Here is a 17,652-nt window from a genome sequence, read left to right as displayed (position 1 = left end):
TATTCAAAAATAAAGGAGGATGCTTGATGCCCACTTATTTGAAAAGAGGTAAAAGCGATCAGGAAAAGCAGGAGGCGGACACGGAGGTTCAGCAGGCGGTGCAAGGGATCATTCATGACGTAGAAAAGCGGGGAGATGAAGCGGTCCGGGAGCTCTCCGAAAAATTCGACAAATGGTCACCGGAAGCGTTCCGTCTATCGCCGGAAACCATTCAGCAGGTAATCGATGAGCTCCCCCAGCAGGTAATTGACGATATTAGCTTTGCGCAGGCACAAATTCAAAATTTCGCAAGGCATCAGCGGGAGTCGATTCAGGATATTGAAGTGGAAACACGTCCCGGCGTTATTTTAGGGCATAAAAACATCCCGGTGAACAGCGTAGGCTGCTATATTCCAGGAGGACGCTATCCGATGGTTGCTTCTTCCCATATGAGTATTGTGACAGCGAAGGTGGCCGGAGTCGAAAGGGTAATCGCCTGCACGCCACCGAGTAATGGTGAGATACCGGCAGCTACAGTAGCAGCTATGCATATGGCTGGAGCCGATGAAATCTATCTGCTGGGAGGAGTCCAGGCAATGACCGCCATGGCTGTCGGAACGGAAACGATTCAGCCGGTGGATATGATCGTCGGTCCGGGAAACGCTTTTGTGGCGGAAGCAAAGCGGCAGCTGTACGGCAGAGTGGGCATTGATTTATTTGCAGGCCCGACCGAAACGCTTGTCATTGCTGATGAAACAGCCGATGTGGAAATGGTGGCCACTGATATTCTCGGCCAGGCAGAGCACGGCCCAACGTCTCCGGGCGCTCTTATTACCACGTCCCAATCGCTTGCCGAGTCGTTGGAGGAGGAGATTGCCCGTCAGTTAAAAACACTCCCGACAGCGGAAGTCGCAGAGCAGGCGTGGCAGGACAATGGTTCAATTATCGTAGTAGAAGATGTGGAGGAAGCGGTTCAGGAGGCAGATAAGCTTGCCTATGAACACGTAGAGGTTCTCACGAGCAATCCGGATTATTTTCTGGAAAACATGACAAACTACGGTGCACTCTTTCTCGGGCCTGAAACGAATGTAGCGTACGGGGACAAGGTAATTGGAACCAACCACACACTTCCGACCAAGCAGGCGGCAAAATATACGGGCGGTTTATGGGTAGGCAAGTTTTTGAAAAACTGCACGTATCAGCGTGTGACGAAGGAAGCCAGCGTAGAAATAGGCAGATATGCCGAACGACTGTGCGAGCTTGAAGGCTTCAAAGGCCATAAAGCCCAGGCTTCATTACGTGTCCAAAGATACAGCGCCACCGATTGAACGCGGCACGAAAATTGAAGTATATGGATAAATGTGCTAATTTAAAATTAGTTGAATACGCATTCAACTAATTTCGGGAACATGAAAAGGTGATTGGTAAGTAATGAAGTTAACTGTGACGTCCAACGATGTAGCCAAAAAAGCAGGCGTGTCCCAGGCAACGGTTTCAAGAGTAATTAACAACTATCCTTATATCAAGGAAGCCACACGGCAGAAGGTGTTAAGTGCGATAGACGAAATGGGCTTTACGCCGGATGAAGTCGCGAGAAGTTTAAACAAACGAAAAACCGGAACGATTGGTTTAATTGTCGGGGACATAGCGAATACCTTTTTTGCGGAAACCGCGAAAATTATTATAACCGAAGCCAGAAAAAAAGGCTACGACGTCATATTAACAGATACCAATCACAGCAGTGACAATTTAAAAACAGCGATAGATACGCTGATCGGAAAGCGTGTGGAAGGGATCATTGTCGGATCCGTGGAAAGATATGAAGAAGAAATCAACCGGCTTTACAGCTCGGATACCCCTGTCGTTTTGTATAATACAAAAACGTATTCAGAAAAGGGTCATTCCTTTGTACTCGACAACGTTAAGGGTGCTCACATGGCGATGGAGCATTTGATTGGCAAAGGCCATAAGCGAATAGGGTTTGCGACGCTGTTAACAAAGTATTCGACGCTTTATGAAAGAAGTATTGGCTATGAAAACAAGCTTGAAGAACATAGCATTCCCTATGATCCAGCGCTCGTTTACGTTGGGGATTTGGAACACACAGCGATTTCGGATTATATAAAAGAAATAATGAAGGGCCCGGACCCGGCAACAGCTGTATTTGCTGCTTCAGACCAGATGGCGCTGGCCATTATGGAGAGCTGTAAAACGATGAATCTGAATGTGCCTGGTGATCTGGCAGTTATTGGCTTTGACAATATCAACCTTGCGGCTAATCCACTGATAAATTTAACGACCATTTCCCAGCAGCATGAACGTATGTCGCTTTTGGCAGTGGAAAAATTAATTAATTTACTGGCATCCGGGGAAAAGCAGGAAGCCTATACGGACGAGGTTATTGAGCCAATTTTAATTGAGCGGAGCACCACATAAATAATAAAAAACAAAGAAAGCGTTTACAAATAAAATGCTGCCTGTTATTGTATACGTATTCATAAAATTTTTAACCGTTTTTGAATACGTATACAAAAAAGGAGGAAAAGCCATCAGCTCTAATCTATTCTCTTTAGAAGGGAAAACGGTCGTCGTTACTGGTGCTAATAAAGGCATAGGCAGGGAAATAGCGGTTATGCTGGCCGAGGCCGGCGCCGGCGTGGCTCTGGTAGCCCGGGATGAACAGGCTTTACAGGAAACAGCCCGTATCATTCAGGAGAAAGGCTGGACGGCTGAGTCATTTCCGTTTGATTTAACCGACACCGAACACCTGGACGAATTATTCGAAAGTATTTACAAATGGTTTGGCCGGATCGATGTGCTCCTGAACAATGCCGGCACGAATATCCCGGCGCCGGCAGAAGAGGTAACGGAGGAGCAATGGGACCGAATCCACGACATTAATTTAAAAAGCGTCTTTTTTGCCTGTCAGGCTGCTGGAAAATGGATGCGTGAAGCGAGGCGCGGAAAGATTATTAATATGTCCTCCCAGATGGCTTTTGTAGGGTATTACAACCGCACAGCCTACAGCTCAAGCAAGGGAGGAATTACGCAGCTGACCAAATCACTGGCAATTGAGTGGTCTTCTTACGGCATCAATGTTAATGCTGTAGCTCCGACCTTTATTGAAACACCAATGACAGAAAAAATGTTTGAGGATACAGAATTTAAAGAGGAAGTGCTTGCAAGAATTCCGCTTGGCAGACTGGCCCGGCCTGAAGACTTATTCGGAGCAGTGGCATTTCTCAGCTCGGCTTCCTCCGATATGGTTACCGGCCAGACGATCGTCGTCGATGGCGGCTGGACCGTCTGGTGAGAGCTTCTGATAATACACAACAAAACAATCGTCTTAGGAGGACTAGTACATGAATGAAAACTCGACAAAAAGCATTAATGAACAAATGAAGGAACGGATTGTACGATTTAAGGACATGAAATCGCAGGGCATCCCGCTGATGTTTATCGACAGCATCATCCCGGGGCACAACCGGATTAATTACGCAGTGATCGGGGACACAGCAAGCGAAAATCCTGAATACAACCCGATTATTACTGAGCCGCATGGCTTCCAGATTGGAATGGTCAAGGCTCCGCCCGGAAACGGCCCGGCTTTTCATACGCATGATTATATTGAATCGTTCATGCCGCTGAGTGGAAAATGGCGCTTTTATTGGGGAGAAGGTCCGGACGAGATTGAAGGTGAAGCTATTTTGGAAGCATGGGATTTGATCACACTGCCGAAAGGGCTGTACCGCGGTCTGGAAAATGTGAGCGATGAGGACGCGTGGCTGTTTGCGGTGCTCGAGCAGCATGAAGTGTTTGAAGGAAAGGATCCTTACTGGGCGCCTGACGTGATGAAACAAGCAGCCCAATACGGGTTCAATGCGGACGAAAAAGGCAAAATGGTGCCGCCGGAGGATTTTAAGGAAAGAGAAAAAGAAATGGCAGAAAAATTGAAAATGGGAGAGTGAAAAAATATATAATAGAAGAATTACGTAGACGAGAGTCTATAGGCAAGTGGGACACAACCAATGCTCAGGAGGGTATTTTATGGAAAACAAGAATGCAGCCAAAACAGGTAAGAAACAGGAAGAGGCACTGACAGCCGGAAAAGGAGAACCGGCCCAGGAAGTGACAAAAAGCCCGAAGGCAGAAACAAAAGGCGGAAAGGACACCGTTCATAAGCATCTAGTACATTACGCTGACGGCAGTGAAGTAAACGCGATGGATGCCCGGGATGATGAGGATTATCTGCGTATCCCGGAGCATGAAATCAAAAAGCAATCGATGAAGGGCTACGGCAATTACCACAATATCGTGGATTATATTGTACGGATTACCCGTCAGATCTGGAAGGAAAAGGACATCGGACTTATTTATGATACGTACAGTCATGGCGTGCAGATCCACCGCGGACTCATTAACAGCCACGGTGTTAACGAAGTAATCTCGGGGACGCTGCAAACCCTGCAGGCTTTTCCAGACCGTACAGGCCTCGGGTGGAGCATTGTATGGTCCGGCAATGATGAAGAAGGCTTTTTCACTTCCCACCGCGGCAGGTCTGTAGCGACTAATATTGGTGACACCCTTTATGGTCCTGCAACAGGGAAAAGAGTCGTTTTCCGGACAACCGCCGACTGCCTGATTCATGAAAACAAAATATATGAAGAATGGCTCGTGATGGATACGCACCACCTCGTGCAGCAGCTCGGCTATGATCCGTTGGAAATAGCTAAGCGTACCGCGAAGCAGACAAAGCAGCTGGCTCCTAACCTGCAGTTCAGCCTGTCCCAGTCGGCAGAGGAAGGGCTTCCGCCAAAAGAGTATATCCCGCAGCACGAAGAATTTGAAATTGGTGATTTTATACTCGAAATGTTCAACAAAGTGTGGGAGCGCCGGTCGTTTAATTATGTAAAGAATTTTTACGAAAGCAATGCCGTGATTCATTACGTATGCAATAAAGACATGGTCGGACATAGTGAAATCCAGGGCATGTTCATTAACCTGTTTGCCTCTGTACCGAATGCCAAGGTGCTGCTTGATCGTGTGACGTGCAACAAAAAAGGCTCGGATGACGATTGGGATGTAGCTGTGCGCTGGAGAATTCAAGGTGTACATGGCGGTATTGGCTATTTCGGTTCACCAAGCGGAAAAGCGGTGGAAATCAACGGGATGAATCATTTCAAAGTCCGCAACAAAAAGATTCAGGAGGAATGGATGCTGTTTGACGGCATGGAAGTGCTGCGCCAGATCTATGCTCAAATGGACGAAGATAACGAGGGCGGCGACAACCAGTTTTCCTCTGAGGACGGTAACTTTACCGGTGTTTCATAACAATCATTGGAGGGAGGTATCATGAATTCCATCCGCAAGCTGCACGAAGGATATCAGCATAAATGGTTTTCTCCTGCGGAAATAGTTACGGACTGCCTGCGAAAAATAAAAGCCCGGGACAGCGAACTTCATTCCTTTATTTCCATAACAGAAGAAGAAGCAGTACTTGAAGCAAAAAACATAACTGAAGAATTTAATAAGGGCCATTTCGAAAGCAAGCTGGCGGGAATTCCTGTTTCCTACAAAGACATTATTAATACAAAAGGAACAAAAACGACCAACGGATCCTGGATTGATAGGAATTACGTTCCCAGTGAAGACGCTGCAGTGGTAACGAATCTAAAAAGCCGCGGGGCCATTAATTTGGGGAAGAACAATTTACATGAGTATGCGTTTGGGATTACATCAAAAAATCCCTTTTACGGGGACGTTCTCAATCCGTGGCATCAGGACTATATGGTAGGCGGGTCCAGCGGCGGCTCGGCGGCGGCTGTAGCTGCCGGCTTTTGCTGCAGTTCCGTTGGTACGGACACCGCAGGGTCCATCAGAATACCGTCCTCATGTACAGGAATCACCGGGTTAAAGGCGACGTATGGGCTCATCAGCACCGAAGGCATTTTTTCGTTATCCACTTCGATGGATCATGCAGGACCAATGGCTAATTATGTATCAGATATTTCTTTATTGCTTTATGGCATGCAAAAAACTACTCCTGGCAATCCACAGACAGGGGAAAGACCACTCAAGCTGGGCGTCCCCAAGCAGTACTTTAATGAAAACCTTAGTGCGGAGGTGCAGAAGGTGTACGACCAGTTTTTGGGAAACTGTCGTTCAATGGGAGCCGAGCTAATAGAAGTGGACACGGCTTTCTTCAACAGCTCCATTGAGCTGGCCCGGAAAATTGCCGCACCGGAGGTTACACTTGTACATCAGGGAAAAGCATCTCTTGATGATTACGCAGAAGATATCGGCCCCACGTTTGCACGGGGAGAAAAAGCTTCGGCGTTAGAATATTTGGAAGCTCTTAAACAGAAGGAAGAAATGACACTCAAACTTTCCAAACTATTTACACAGATGGATATTTTAGTAACTCCTACTCTTCCTGTTACCCCGCCGCGCCTGGGAGAAAACCAGGTTTTGGACGGGGAGCATATAAACGAAGCAATGATCAGATACACGTGCCCGTTCGACATTACAGGGCATCCGGCTCTGTCCATGCCCGGCGGCCTTTCGGGCGGTCAGCTGCCAGTGGGGATTCAATTAGTTGGAGGCTGGCATCAGGAGAAAACCGTGCTGCAGCTTGCTGAAGAATATGAACGTTTGTTTTTAACACCGTTTTATGAGCAGAGAAACAAGCAATGTGCAACTGCCGGCAAATAATGCTGCAGAATCAGCAGTGAAATTGGTTTGCAGCTTGCAGGCATAAAAAATAGGGGGCATAAAAATGTATAAAAAGCCATCACTGTTACTACTGTCCGGAACATTGGTTTCGTCACTGGCGCTTAGCGGCTGCGGTAATTCCTCGGGGGATGAAGATTTAGAAGGGGAGACAGTCACTGTAGCAGTTACCGAAGGAGATATCGGCCAGTTTAATGCATGGGAAGCGAGAAGTGAAGAATTCACGGAAGAAACGGGCATCGAAGTAGAATTCATCGGGGTGCCTTACAATAACCTGCTTGACCGCATTACTACTGAAGGTATTTCGGGAGAGGGCACCTTTGACCTGGTCACGTATCTGGATACGATGGGACCGTCTGTGCAGCAGTTTCTGGAGCCGTTAGATGAGTACGCTGCCGAGGACGACTATAATTTTGACCGCTTTCCGGAATCATCGTTAAATTTATCCACATTTGACGATGAGGTACACAGTCTGCCGGTTCGGGCAAACGCGCAATTGATGTTTTACCGTAAGGATGTTTTTGAGGATTTAGGCATCGATCCACCGGAGACATGGACGGAATTAGAGGAAGCAGGCAAAGAAATTACAGAAAATACAGAAATGTCAGCAATTTCCCCTTATTATCAGGGCGGAAACAACGGGCAGAACATGTACATGTGGACCTCTTACTTGTGGAGCAACGGAGCCGATATTTTCGACGAGGATATGAAGCCGGTGTTTAACTCTGAGGAAGGTATCGAAGCGACCCAGAGGTACGTTGACCTGTTAGTGGAAGATGAAATTGCCTCCCCGGGTTCTGTTTCCTTTGGGGAGCAGGATGCACGAACTGACTTTAAACAGGGGAATTCTGCCATGTGGGTCGGCTGGTGGTGGGTATATTCCGACTTTAACCTGAGTGATTCAGCAGACGAGGAAGTTCAGGGTAATGTCGGCTTTACTACTGTACCCGGCTGGGAAGGAAAAGGCAGCACCGCAAATATTTCTACTTTCCCACTGGGCATGATGAAGGATTCAGAGAATAAAGAAGCCGCCTGGGAATTCATGAAATGGGTAAGCGAGCCGGAAAACGAAAAAGAGATCGTCCTGGATGCATTGAATGGAGAATCGCCGTCTGATCAATTCTCCACCGACATTTCCCAGACGGAGAATTTTAATGACGAAGAATTAAATGAAGCGGGCGACGATCTGTTCAAAGTAGGCGGAGAAGCGTTTGGAAACGCCCAGACACTTCCAAAAATTCCGGAGTGGCCTGAAGTCTCAAATATTATCAGCAGTGCCATCTCAGACATGGCAGCCGGAGCCCCGGTAGAGCAAACGACGAATGAAGCGGCTGCGGAAGTAGAACAATTGTTGGAAGAAGAAGGATATTACGAATAAAACCATTCAGCCCCCTTACGGTGAAGGGGGCTCCCTAACAATGTTTTATCGGCATCGGCCTCAAAGAGGAGGATAAAGGCATGACCAATAAGTATTTTAAATATATACTGCTCGCCCCTGCACTTTTAATCGTTGGAACGATTACCGTGTTCCCGCTGGTCCGTTCACTCTGGATCAGTCTCCATGAATGGGATTTAACTGAAACGCTTGAAACCGGCCCCTTTGTAGGGTTTGATAATTATCTTCAGGCAATGTCGGACGGAAATTTCTGGAACAGCGTCATAGTGACGCTAATATTCACCATAAGCACTGTTTTTATCACCATTGCAGCCGCAATAGCTGTAGGTATGCTGCTGAGTAAAGAAAAAAAGCATCTGTCGTTTTTGCGGGCTGTACTGATCATTCCTTTTGCTTTAAGTCCGGCGCTGGTAGGGTACTCCTGGCGTTTTATGCTGAACCCGGATTACGGGCTGTTTGACCGGATTGTCGGATTTTTGGTTCCTCCGCTGTCAGATGTCGTCTGGCTCGGCAACCCTTCTACGGCAATGGCGGCACTAATTTCGGTGGCTGTCTGGATATGGCTGCCGTTTATGAGTCTCATGTTTATCAGCGGATTAATGGGCATGCCAGGAGAAGTATTTGAAGCAGCAAAAATCGACGGGGCTTCCGCCCTTCAGACGCTTTTCCGTATCACCCTGCCCATGCTGCAGCCGATCATTTTGATCGCCTCTATTCTGATGACGATGTTTGCCCTGAAACAGTTTGACCCCATTGTCACACTAACCAGCGGGGGACCGGGGAATTCCACCGAAGTTTTGAACTTCCTCATCTATAATACGTCCTTCAGGTATTATGACATGGGTTACGGAGCGGCTCTTGGCTACATTCTCGCCATTATAACGATCGGCTTCGTTCTTATTTACATGAGGAAACTCGTGAAAGGAGGCGAGTGGAACTAATGAATACTACAGCGGCACCTGCTACGGAAGAGAAGAAAGCCAAAGCACTGCAAAAGCGCAAAATAACGCTGGGTGTAGTGGAAACCATTGGCGTATTGCTCGTCGTAACGTTTTTGTTTCTGCCTATTTTTTGGATCACCTTAACTGCCTTCAAACCGGTATCGGAAGTGTATTCGTTAAGCGTGTTTTTCCAGCCGACCCTGGAGAACTTCAGCAGAATATTCAGCGCAGAGTATAATTTTGGGAGGTTTTACTCCAACAGTACCATAATCGTGTTTTTCACGCTGCTGATCACTATGCCGGTCAGTGTGCTGGCAGCCTACAGCATCTCCCGCTTTGACATGAAGGGGAAACAGGTATTCATGTTTGCGATTCTGGCAACGCAGTTTATCCCTTTAATCGTCAACGTGATTCCATTTTTCATTATGTTCCGGAACTGGGGGATCCTCGATACTACACTGGCGCTGATTATTGTAAATCTTGGCCACACGATTCCGTATGCGATCTGGCTGATTAAAGGCTTCATCGACAGCATTCCGCAGGACATGGAGGAAGCAGGAATGATTGACGGTGCGGGGAGGCTCCGTGTCATATGGCATATTCTGCTGCCGATGGCCCGGCCGGGTATTATTACTGCCGCCGTCTTCTGCTTTGTTATTACGTGGAATGAGTACATGTTTGCGCTTATTTTAACGAACGAGGAAGCCGTAACATTACCGGTGGCTCTGTCCTACTTTGTCGGCCAGAACGGTGTAATCTGGAATGAAATGGCTGCTGCAGGCATTATCTATGTGCTGCCGACGATTATATTTATGCTTATCGTCCGGAAGCAGTTTGTTAAAGGTATGAGTGCAGGAGCAGTGAAATAATTTATAGAACCTGGGAGGCGTTTATGCAGTATTTAAAGAAAGCTGATGCCATTTCGTCCGAAGTGACGGAGGAAACAGAGCAGATTGTAAAACAAATTATTAAAGACGTGAAGCAGGAGGGCGATGAAGCGGTTAAACGCTATGAGGAGAAATTCAGTGACTCCGCACGGCCCATTCGTATTTCTGAAGAAGAGCTGAACGAAAGCATTGCTTCTCTTTCAGACGAAACGAAGAGGTTGATCGAAAGAGTAGTGGATAGGGTGACGGCGTTTGCTGAAGCTCAGCTCGAATGCCTGCAGCCCCTGGATAAAGACTTTGGGGAAGGCATCCGGATGGGGCACCGGGTAATACCGGTGGAAAAGGTGGGAGCATATGTGCCTGGCGGCCGGTTTCCGCTGCTTTCCTCCGGACCGATGGTAACGGTGCCTGCCAAAGTGGCAGGTGCAAAACAAATTATTGCGTGCAGTCCGGCTAATTATAAGGGCAGCATTCATCCGGCGGTATTGTACGGGCTCCATTGCTCGGGGGTAACGGATATTTTCGCCATAGGCGGAGCGCAGGCTGTGGCAGCAATGGCGACAGGAACAGAAACGGTGCCGGAGGTCGATGTCATTGCCGGGCCGGGCAACCGGTTTGTAGCAGAAGCGAAAAGACAGGTGTTCGGCAAAGTGGGCATCGACCTGATTGCCGGGCCGAGTGAAGTGCTCGTGTTTGCCGATGAGCATGCAAAGCCCGAATGGTGCGCAGCAGACCTATTAGCCCAGGCAGAACACGATCCAAATGCCAGAGCCATTCTTGTTTCCACCTCGGAAGAACAGGCCGCCCAGACAATCATTGAGGTGGAAAAATATTTGAAGCAGTTTTCTGAAGATTCACCGGCTCACGCGGCATGGGAAAAAGCGGGAGAGGTTGTTGTTGTAGACAGCACCAGCCAGGGCATCGACGTGTGTGATGACTACGCTATCGAACATCTGCACGTGCACCTGCGATCGTATGAGGAGATTAAGGACAGATTGAGCAATTACGGCTCCATATTTTTAGGGGAAGAAAGCTCCGTGGTCTTCTCAGACAAGGTTTCAGGAACCAATCATACCCTGCCAACGCAGCGGGGCGCCCGTTACACCGGAGGACTATGGGTAGGGAATTTTGTGAAAATCGCCACCCATCAGGAAATTACAGGCAGAGGCACCCAGCATCTGGCCGCTCATGCTACAGCACAATCCGAAATTGAAGGATTGGAAGGGCACCGTTTGTCGGCAGAGGTGCGGCTGGAAAAATAAGTACTCCAAAAGGAGGGGGAGCAGCATGGAACCTCTTGTATTAATTCCCGGTACGTTGTGTACGTCAGCGTTATGGGAGCATCAACACCGTGCTTTTTCTGCTGATAGAGAGATCATCATTCCAGACATGACCCGGGACGCCTCCGTGAAGGAGATGGCGGAGCGAATACTGGGCAGTGTTTCCGGATCCTTTTCGCTTGCCGGGCTGTCGCTTGGCGGCATTGTGGCTATGGAAATAATGAAAGAGGCTCCGGACCGGGTGAACAAGCTGGCACTGCTCGATACCAATCCCTATCCCCCGACTAAAGAACAGATAGAGCTTTGGGATAATCAGCAGAAGCAGCTGCAGGCAGGCGGCTTCGAACAAATGGTTTCGGAGCAGTTCCTGCCTGGTGCTGTATTTCAGGAACATGCTGGTGAGAGCGTTAAAGAAGTAATTCGGCAAATGAGTCAGGATGTCGGGGAAGAGGGCTACTACAGGCAGCTTGAAGCCAATAAAACGCGCCCGGGGGCGGTAGACGTGCTTTCTGCTGTAAAGTGTCCGGCGCTGGTTTTGGCAGGCAGGCAGGATGCGCTGTGCGGGCCTTCCATGCAGGAAGATCTCGCGAAGAAAATACCGGGTGCAAAATTGGTTTTGATTGACCAGTGCGGCCATTTAAGTCCTCTGGACCAGCCCGAAGCAGTAACAGCAGTTTTATCCTATTGGCTTCAGGAAAACTAACAAAGGAAGATGAAAATGCTGAAAAACGAGGTTAAAGATAAGATTAAAAAAAACGAGCTGACCCAGGGGGCTATCACAAGCCTCTATTCGCCGGCAATCGTAGAGATGCTCGGATACGCAGGCTATGAGTTTATTATCATGGACGATGAGCACGGCGCCTACAGCGGGGCAGAGATGGAGGAAATGATCAGAGCCGCCCGGCTAGTCGGAATGGTGCCTATCATACGCGTGAGCTATGATCCCTCGAGCATTCAAAAGGCATTGGACCGCGGGGCTCTGGGTATCCAGGTGCCGATGGTAAATTCCCGGGAAGAAGCAGTAAAGGTGGTACGGGCAGCAAAATATCCACCGTATGGAACACGGGGAACCGCGTTTTCGATGAGGGCCGCAGGATACGGTTTCCACGGCGGAGAAGCGTTTATGAATGCGTCCGATGAACAAATTTTAGTGAGCGTTCAAATTGAAACCCCGGCAGCGGCCGAAAATTTTACGGAAATTATGGAGGTACCCGGCATCGACATGGCGTTTTTAGGACCGACGGATTTGTCCGTTAATATGGGGTATAGAAACGGAGCAGACAACCCGGAAGTGCAGGAGGTGCTTAGAGGGCTGTATCAAAAAAGTGCAGATATGAAAATGCCCCTCGGTACGATTGCAAGCTCCCGGGAAGACGTGCTTCAGGCACAGCAGAAAGGTGCCTGCTTTGTTTCACTCGTTATCACCAATGTCATAAAACAGGCATTGATGGCCAGCCTGGCCCCGAAGCAGTCTGCCAATTAAATATGCACGATGGGGAAAGTCTTCTGTTTGACGCTGCCTGCTGAAGGGAACTGCTGATGTAGACAGACATCATGGAGGGATCACAGATGAGCGGTAAAAAAGGTTTTGGCGACAAACTGAAAGGAAACGCGAACAAGGTCAAAGGGGAAGCAAAAGACCGTATGGGAAGCGCCACAAACAATTCAAAGATGCAGCGCGAAGGAAAGAAAGACAAGCTTAAAGGCGTCGCCCAGGATAAAAAAGGCGATTTTAAAAACAAATAATGAAATGGAATAGAAGTTTTCCCGTGAGGGGCTTCTATTTCTTTTTTTTATGATATACATAGTCCGGTGCGCTTCTTAATCAGAAAGCTAATAGTTATCATCCGACTTTATCAGGCACGAAAAGCAGGGCACGTATTTCAGGGGATTGATATTCTCTAAATAAGAGAGGTCATTATTATGGATAGTTTACAGGAAATGAATAACGCCCTGCGTTATATTGAGAATCACTTAACGGAGGTAATCGATTTTCAGGAAGTGGCCCGTATTGCCTGCTGCTCGGAGTACCATTTTAAGCGGATGTTTTCTTCTTTAGCAGGCGTCCCGGTATCGGAATATATCCGGCGCCGCCGTTTAACGATGGCAGCGCTTGATCTTCAGCGTCGCCAGGTACGTGTTATCGATACAGCGTTAAAATATGGCTGCGATTCGCCCGATTCGTTTACGAGGGCCTTTCAGAAGCTGCACGGTGTAACTCCTTCAGAAGTAAAACGGCACGGAATTTCTTTAAAAGCATATCCAGGGATGACCTTTCAACTATCTGTCCAGGGAGGAAACGAAATGAACTACCGTATAGAGAAAAAAGAAGCTTTTCGAATCGTCGGCATAAGTAAAAGAGTTCCTATCATCTTTGAGGGAGAGAACCCTGAAATTAATGCGATGTGGAAATCCTTGAACGAGGAGAAAATAAATGAATTACTTGCGCTGTCAAACGGTGAACCGGCGGGGCTCATTCAAGCTTCCGTGAATTTCTCTGAAGCACGCATGGAAGAACAGGGAGGGCTGGATCATTATATTGGCGTAATTACTGATAAAAAAAGCCCTGAAACATGGGACGTGCTGGAAGTGCCTGCTTCCACCTGGGCTGTATTTACCTCTGAGGGACCTTTTCCAAGTCATCTTCAAACAACGTGGGGACAAGTATATTCGGAATGGTTTCCTTCTTCCGGTTATCAGCAAGCATCCGGCCCGGAAATGCTGTGGATGGAGGGAGATCAGTTTGATAAGCCTGATTTCAAAAGCGAAATATGGATTCCAGTGGAGGAGAGAGAGGAATAGTTCCCCTCTTTCTATTACAAACAGCCCCGCTTTTATCGTAAGCGGGGCTGTTTGTATGCGCTGCTTTTATTAGAAAAGCAGAAAGCTTCTCATTTTAATTTTTCCCCCAGAAATCAAGCAAAACACCGTTATCCTTAAGGAGGGCGGAGGCAGCAAGAACGCCGCTGGTAGTCACCATGGGCGAGCCGCCGCCAGGGTGGGTGGAACCGCCGGCAAAGTAAACATTCTTCAAATCCTGGGAGCGGTTGAATGGCCGGAGAAACGCATCCTGCCGCCGGTTGGATGCGAGACCGTAAATGGAGCCCCTGTAAGCGCCAAACGTTTCTTCCAGATAAGACGGACCGAGTACTCGTTCCTCCACAATATGCGGACGCAGAAAAAGGCCAAACTCCTCAAGCTTGTCGTATACAAGATTTCTGTACGATTGTTTTTCCTCTTCTGTCATGGCGCCGCCGGGAAGTGCTGGTGCGTTAATAAGAATAAACAGGTTGTCGCCGTCCGGGGACTGGCCGCGGTCGCTGTAGGAGGAGTTGCTGATATAAATGGTTGGATCATCTGGAAATACTCCGTGCTTGAGCTGCTCAAACTCTTTTGGATAATCGGCAGAAAAGTAGACCTGGTGATGCTTTAACTGCGGAAGGCGGGTGTTGAGTCCGGCCATGATCACAAATGCTGAAATAGATGGCTCGGGATGAGCTGGAACGGTCCGGCTCTTTTGACTGAAGCCCTGGAAAAGTAACGGATACTGGCTGAGAAGATCCCCATTTAATAATACACTGTCCACTTCCAGAGATCCTGAGGCTGCATGCACGGTTTGAGCACGTCCATTGCGGGTGGAAACGTGGTATACGGGATCATTGAACGAAAAGGTAACGCCAAGCTCTTTGGCTGTTTCATAAAACACGTCGGCAATCTTTACGTTTCCGCCCGGAGTATAGTACACGCCGTCAGCGAGCTCGAGGTGGGCAATCAGCGCGAATGTTGCCGGAGCATCATACGGCGAAGAGCCGATATAGGTCGCATAACGGTCGAACGCCTGCTGCACATCCGGATGCTCGAAAAACCGCCGGTGGAAAGCATGCATGGTAGTGGCCGGACGCACTTTGCGAAGGGCAAGGGCGAGCCCCGGTGAAAGGTAATCCAGCGGCGACTCGAAGGTGCGCTGCAGAAAATTTTCAGTAGCGAGGATGTAAAGCCGTTTCACTTCCCGAAGGTAGTCATCGTACCGGCTGGCGTCGGATTTTGAAAGACGGGCAATGGCCTGTCTTGTTTCTTCGGCATCTGAGGAGACGTTGAGCATGCTGCCGTCAGGGAAGTAATTACTGGTATGCTCCGGCAGCTGTTTGAACGGAAGGAGCTGCCCGGGATCCTTGCCGGCAAAAGCAAGTACGCGGTGAAATATATCCGGCATCGTAATGGTGTTAGGACCATAATCAAATGTATGATTTCCCAGCTGAAACGGGCGGAGTTTTCCTCCAGCCCGTTCGTTTTTTTCGTATACAGTAACGTTTTCCCCGGTTTTAGCGAGTACAATGGCAGCACTTAAGCCTCCGAGTCCGGCGCCGATAACAGCAGTAGTTGTCATTGATAGGTCCGCCCTTTCCATGAATAGCCTTTTTTCGTTTTGTCCAGATAAATCGAATACAGCAGCACAGCAATCATGGCTCCCGAAGATAGAGGCTGTACGAGTACTGTCCACCACGGATGGGAAGCTTTTATCGTAATCCCAGCGCGAAGCAAAGCCGTCAGCACGTATGGGACAGCGAGCTGCCACTCGGACATGGCAATGGCAGCCAGCAGAAGAAAGGCCGGGACGATAAAAAAAAGAGTATGAACAGTGATGACGGCCAAAGCAATGATCGCCGAGCGGCCGATCCCCGGAAAAATATTTTTGCTGAAGCCAAGCCACGCTTCCCGGCTGGACGTATACATATAACAGGTAACCGCAGGGCCCGGAGAAACGAGCAGTGTTTTTAAGTGTTTTGATTTTATGTTTTGGGCAAGTGCCATATCATCCACGAGCGCCTGTTTAACAGCAGCATGACCCCCGGCCTGGTCGTAGGCTGTCCGGCTGAAAAACAAAAAAGCCCCGTGTGCTGCAGTAAAGGCCCTCCAGGTGGTGCGGTTAGCGGCTGCGACGGGCAAGTGGGCATACACGACAAAATGCTGCATATACACAAGCAGCCGGCCCCAGAAGCCTTCTGTTTTGAAATGAGGAAACCCGGTAACCAGACCGGCATCGTGCTTCTGAAGAGCCCCCTCTGCCCAGCGGAGGGCGTCCGCGTGCAGTCTTACATCGGCATCAACAAAACACAAATACTGTCCGGCAGCTTCACTCGACAACTGATGGCACGCATGTACTTTGCCGTTCCAGCCGTCCGGCAGCGTGGTTCCCTCAATGTAGCGGGCATTAGGCCAATAGCGTACAGCATCCTGCAGGAGCATTTTTGTGCGGTCAGTCGAATGGTCATCGAGAAAGATAAATTCTGTTTTTAGATCGTCCGCCTGGCGGAGGCTCCGCACAAGCGCTGGCACGTTCCGTTCTTCATTCCGAAGCGGTACAAGAACGCTGATCAAGCCCGGTCGCTTCGGTACCGAAAACGAGGCGAGAGAAGGAAGGGTCCACACGTTAATGATCGTAAATACCGTCCAGGCGCTGAGGATGCATATGAGAATCCATAGGAACATGGCGGGAGTCCTTTCTATTTTTTCTGCCGGAGGGAGGTCCACCAGCTGCTCATCGTCTGTGAACCTCTCAAAACGGTAGTGTAGTTCTCCATATGCTCGTAAGCGATGTCTTCACGCATCTCGTCCCATTGATGCTGCAGGTGACGCTCCAGCGCGTCCTGAGATGCCGCTCTCGAAGCGAGGTTCTCCGGGGTCCTCGGGAGCGGTGGGCCGATGTTTATGAAGATTTCAGGCTTTTGATGGTGCAAAAATGTGTAGTGCATCGTAACCGGTACAAACGGTACATCCACCCGGGGAAGCAGATAGGAAATGCCGGGCTGAAGAGTGATCGGAAACTGATCGGCATGGGTTTCTGCCCCTTGCGGGAATAGCCAGACGTGATGACCGTTCACGAGCTTATCCTCTGTGTAGCGGAGGGCATTAATAACATCGCGGCGGCTGCTGCGGTCCACCGAGTAGGCTCCGAGCCTGCGGAAAAATGGGAATTCGCGCAGCCCTTCTTCGTCCATCATGACGTAGCCCGGGTGACGGAACCAGTGTTTATTTAAAAAGTAGATTAAAAGGCCGTCCCACCAGTTGCTGTGATTCACATAAAAAAGCGCAGCATCGTCGGTGTAGATGCTGTTATTGTGCATATGTACGGCTGAGAAATGCTTTTGGATCAAGCGCCGGTCATACAAATAAAACAACTTCTCAAAAAGTGGCTGTTTATTTTCTGTAATCATCTGCGCACCCCCTGTGTTGGACTGTATGTATAGAATTCAGGTTTAAATTGTTATAAAAAGAAGGTATATACAATTAGAATAGAGTTCTATTCCTTATTCGCGCGTATTTAAAACGTGTTGTATAAACGTACAAAAAAAGAGTATTACATCAGGCATTCTCTGGAATGTTATGGTAAAGACGTTCCGGAAAGTTTGTGCGCAGGCGTGAAGTTCGTTACACTTACT

The 17,652-nt window shown here is 48.7% G+C and carries 17 protein-coding genes; 14 read left to right on the top strand and 3 right to left on the bottom strand.

Annotated features, from left to right (window positions below):
• Window positions 1-26 precede the first annotated feature (26 nt).
• From hisD (ACTRXI_RS09640) to ACTRXI_RS09575, 14 genes are all read left to right on the top strand, one after another.
• Window positions 27-1,307: a histidinol dehydrogenase gene (hisD, locus tag ACTRXI_RS09640; RefSeq protein WP_474262206.1), complete on the top strand. Its 1,281-nt coding sequence runs from the start codon at window positions 27-29 to the stop codon at window positions 1,305-1,307.
• A 103-nt stretch (window positions 1,308-1,410) separates the two neighbouring features.
• Window positions 1,411-2,415 (top strand): LacI family DNA-binding transcriptional regulator, encoded by a 1,005-nt coding sequence (locus tag ACTRXI_RS09635; protein ID WP_474262205.1) that lies wholly within the window; start codon window positions 1,411-1,413, stop codon window positions 2,413-2,415.
• Window positions 2,416-2,449: 34 nt separating this feature from the next.
• On the top strand, window positions 2,450-3,292 hold the full coding sequence (locus ACTRXI_RS09630; RefSeq protein WP_474262204.1) for an SDR family NAD(P)-dependent oxidoreductase: 843 nt from the start codon (window positions 2,450-2,452) through the stop codon (window positions 3,290-3,292).
• Between the two features lie 49 nt (window positions 3,293-3,341).
• Window positions 3,342-3,947 (top strand): cupin domain-containing protein, encoded by a 606-nt coding sequence (locus ACTRXI_RS09625; protein ID WP_474262203.1) that lies wholly within the window; start codon window positions 3,342-3,344, stop codon window positions 3,945-3,947.
• 79 nt (window positions 3,948-4,026) lie between these two features.
• Entirely contained in the window at window positions 4,027-5,310 is a 1,284-nt protein-coding gene (locus tag ACTRXI_RS09620) for an ester cyclase (protein WP_474262202.1), read from the top strand.
• A gap of 21 nt (window positions 5,311-5,331) precedes the next feature.
• Window positions 5,332-6,690, top strand: coding sequence for an amidase (locus ACTRXI_RS09615; RefSeq protein WP_474262201.1), 1,359 nt, complete (start codon window positions 5,332-5,334; stop codon window positions 6,688-6,690).
• 64 nt (window positions 6,691-6,754) lie between these two features.
• Complete coding sequence (locus tag ACTRXI_RS09610; RefSeq protein WP_474262200.1) at window positions 6,755-8,086, top strand: ABC transporter substrate-binding protein; 1,332 nt, start codon at window positions 6,755-6,757, stop codon at window positions 8,084-8,086.
• Window positions 8,087-8,166: 80 nt separating this feature from the next.
• Complete coding sequence (locus ACTRXI_RS09605) at window positions 8,167-9,045, top strand: carbohydrate ABC transporter permease (RefSeq protein WP_474262199.1); 879 nt, start codon at window positions 8,167-8,169, stop codon at window positions 9,043-9,045.
• Complete coding sequence (locus tag ACTRXI_RS09600) at window positions 9,045-9,914, top strand: carbohydrate ABC transporter permease (protein WP_474262198.1); 870 nt, start codon at window positions 9,045-9,047, stop codon at window positions 9,912-9,914. Before ACTRXI_RS09605 ends, ACTRXI_RS09600 begins: the two co-directional genes overlap by 1 nt.
• Window positions 9,915-9,937: 23 nt before the next feature.
• Window positions 9,938-11,194, top strand: coding sequence for a histidinol dehydrogenase (hisD, locus tag ACTRXI_RS09595; RefSeq protein ID WP_474262197.1), 1,257 nt, complete (start codon window positions 9,938-9,940; stop codon window positions 11,192-11,194).
• Between the two features lie 25 nt (window positions 11,195-11,219).
• Window positions 11,220-11,915: an alpha/beta fold hydrolase gene (locus ACTRXI_RS09590; RefSeq protein ID WP_474262196.1), complete on the top strand. Its 696-nt coding sequence runs from the start codon at window positions 11,220-11,222 to the stop codon at window positions 11,913-11,915.
• Window positions 11,916-11,930: 15 nt separating this feature from the next.
• Window positions 11,931-12,695 (top strand): HpcH/HpaI aldolase family protein, encoded by a 765-nt coding sequence (locus ACTRXI_RS09585; protein ID WP_474262195.1) that lies wholly within the window; start codon window positions 11,931-11,933, stop codon window positions 12,693-12,695.
• An 86-nt stretch (window positions 12,696-12,781) separates the two neighbouring features.
• A complete protein-coding gene (locus tag ACTRXI_RS09580; RefSeq protein ID WP_079476655.1) occupies window positions 12,782-12,958 on the top strand; it encodes a CsbD family protein in 177 nt (58 codons plus the stop codon).
• 177 nt (window positions 12,959-13,135) lie between these two features.
• Window positions 13,136-14,014 (top strand): AraC family transcriptional regulator, encoded by an 879-nt coding sequence (locus ACTRXI_RS09575; RefSeq protein WP_474262194.1) that lies wholly within the window; start codon window positions 13,136-13,138, stop codon window positions 14,012-14,014.
• Window positions 14,015-14,108: 94 nt separating this feature from the next.
• Here the strand turns inward: ACTRXI_RS09575 and ACTRXI_RS09570 are convergent, their stop codons facing one another.
• From ACTRXI_RS09570 to ACTRXI_RS09560, 3 genes are read right to left on the bottom strand one after another with little or no spacing between them, the layout of a single operon-like run.
• A complete protein-coding gene (locus ACTRXI_RS09570; protein WP_474262193.1) occupies window positions 14,109-15,599 on the bottom strand; it encodes a phytoene desaturase family protein in 1,491 nt (496 codons plus the stop codon).
• The gene (locus ACTRXI_RS09565) at window positions 15,596-16,702 is read right to left on the bottom strand and encodes a glycosyltransferase family 2 protein (RefSeq protein WP_474262192.1); all 1,107 of its coding nucleotides are present in this window, start codon (window positions 16,700-16,702) and stop codon (window positions 15,596-15,598) included. Before ACTRXI_RS09565 ends, ACTRXI_RS09570 begins: the two co-directional genes overlap by 4 nt.
• A gap of 14 nt (window positions 16,703-16,716) precedes the next feature.
• A complete protein-coding gene (locus ACTRXI_RS09560) occupies window positions 16,717-17,427 on the bottom strand; it encodes a lysophospholipid acyltransferase family protein (RefSeq protein WP_474262191.1) in 711 nt (236 codons plus the stop codon).
• Between the last annotated feature and the right edge of the window lie 225 nt (window positions 17,428-17,652).

The organism is Marinococcus sp. LNHM4E3-1 (assembly GCF_056034405.1).
Note: the sequence above shows the minus strand (reverse complement) of the source record. Positions and strands in the feature narration are given on the sequence as shown.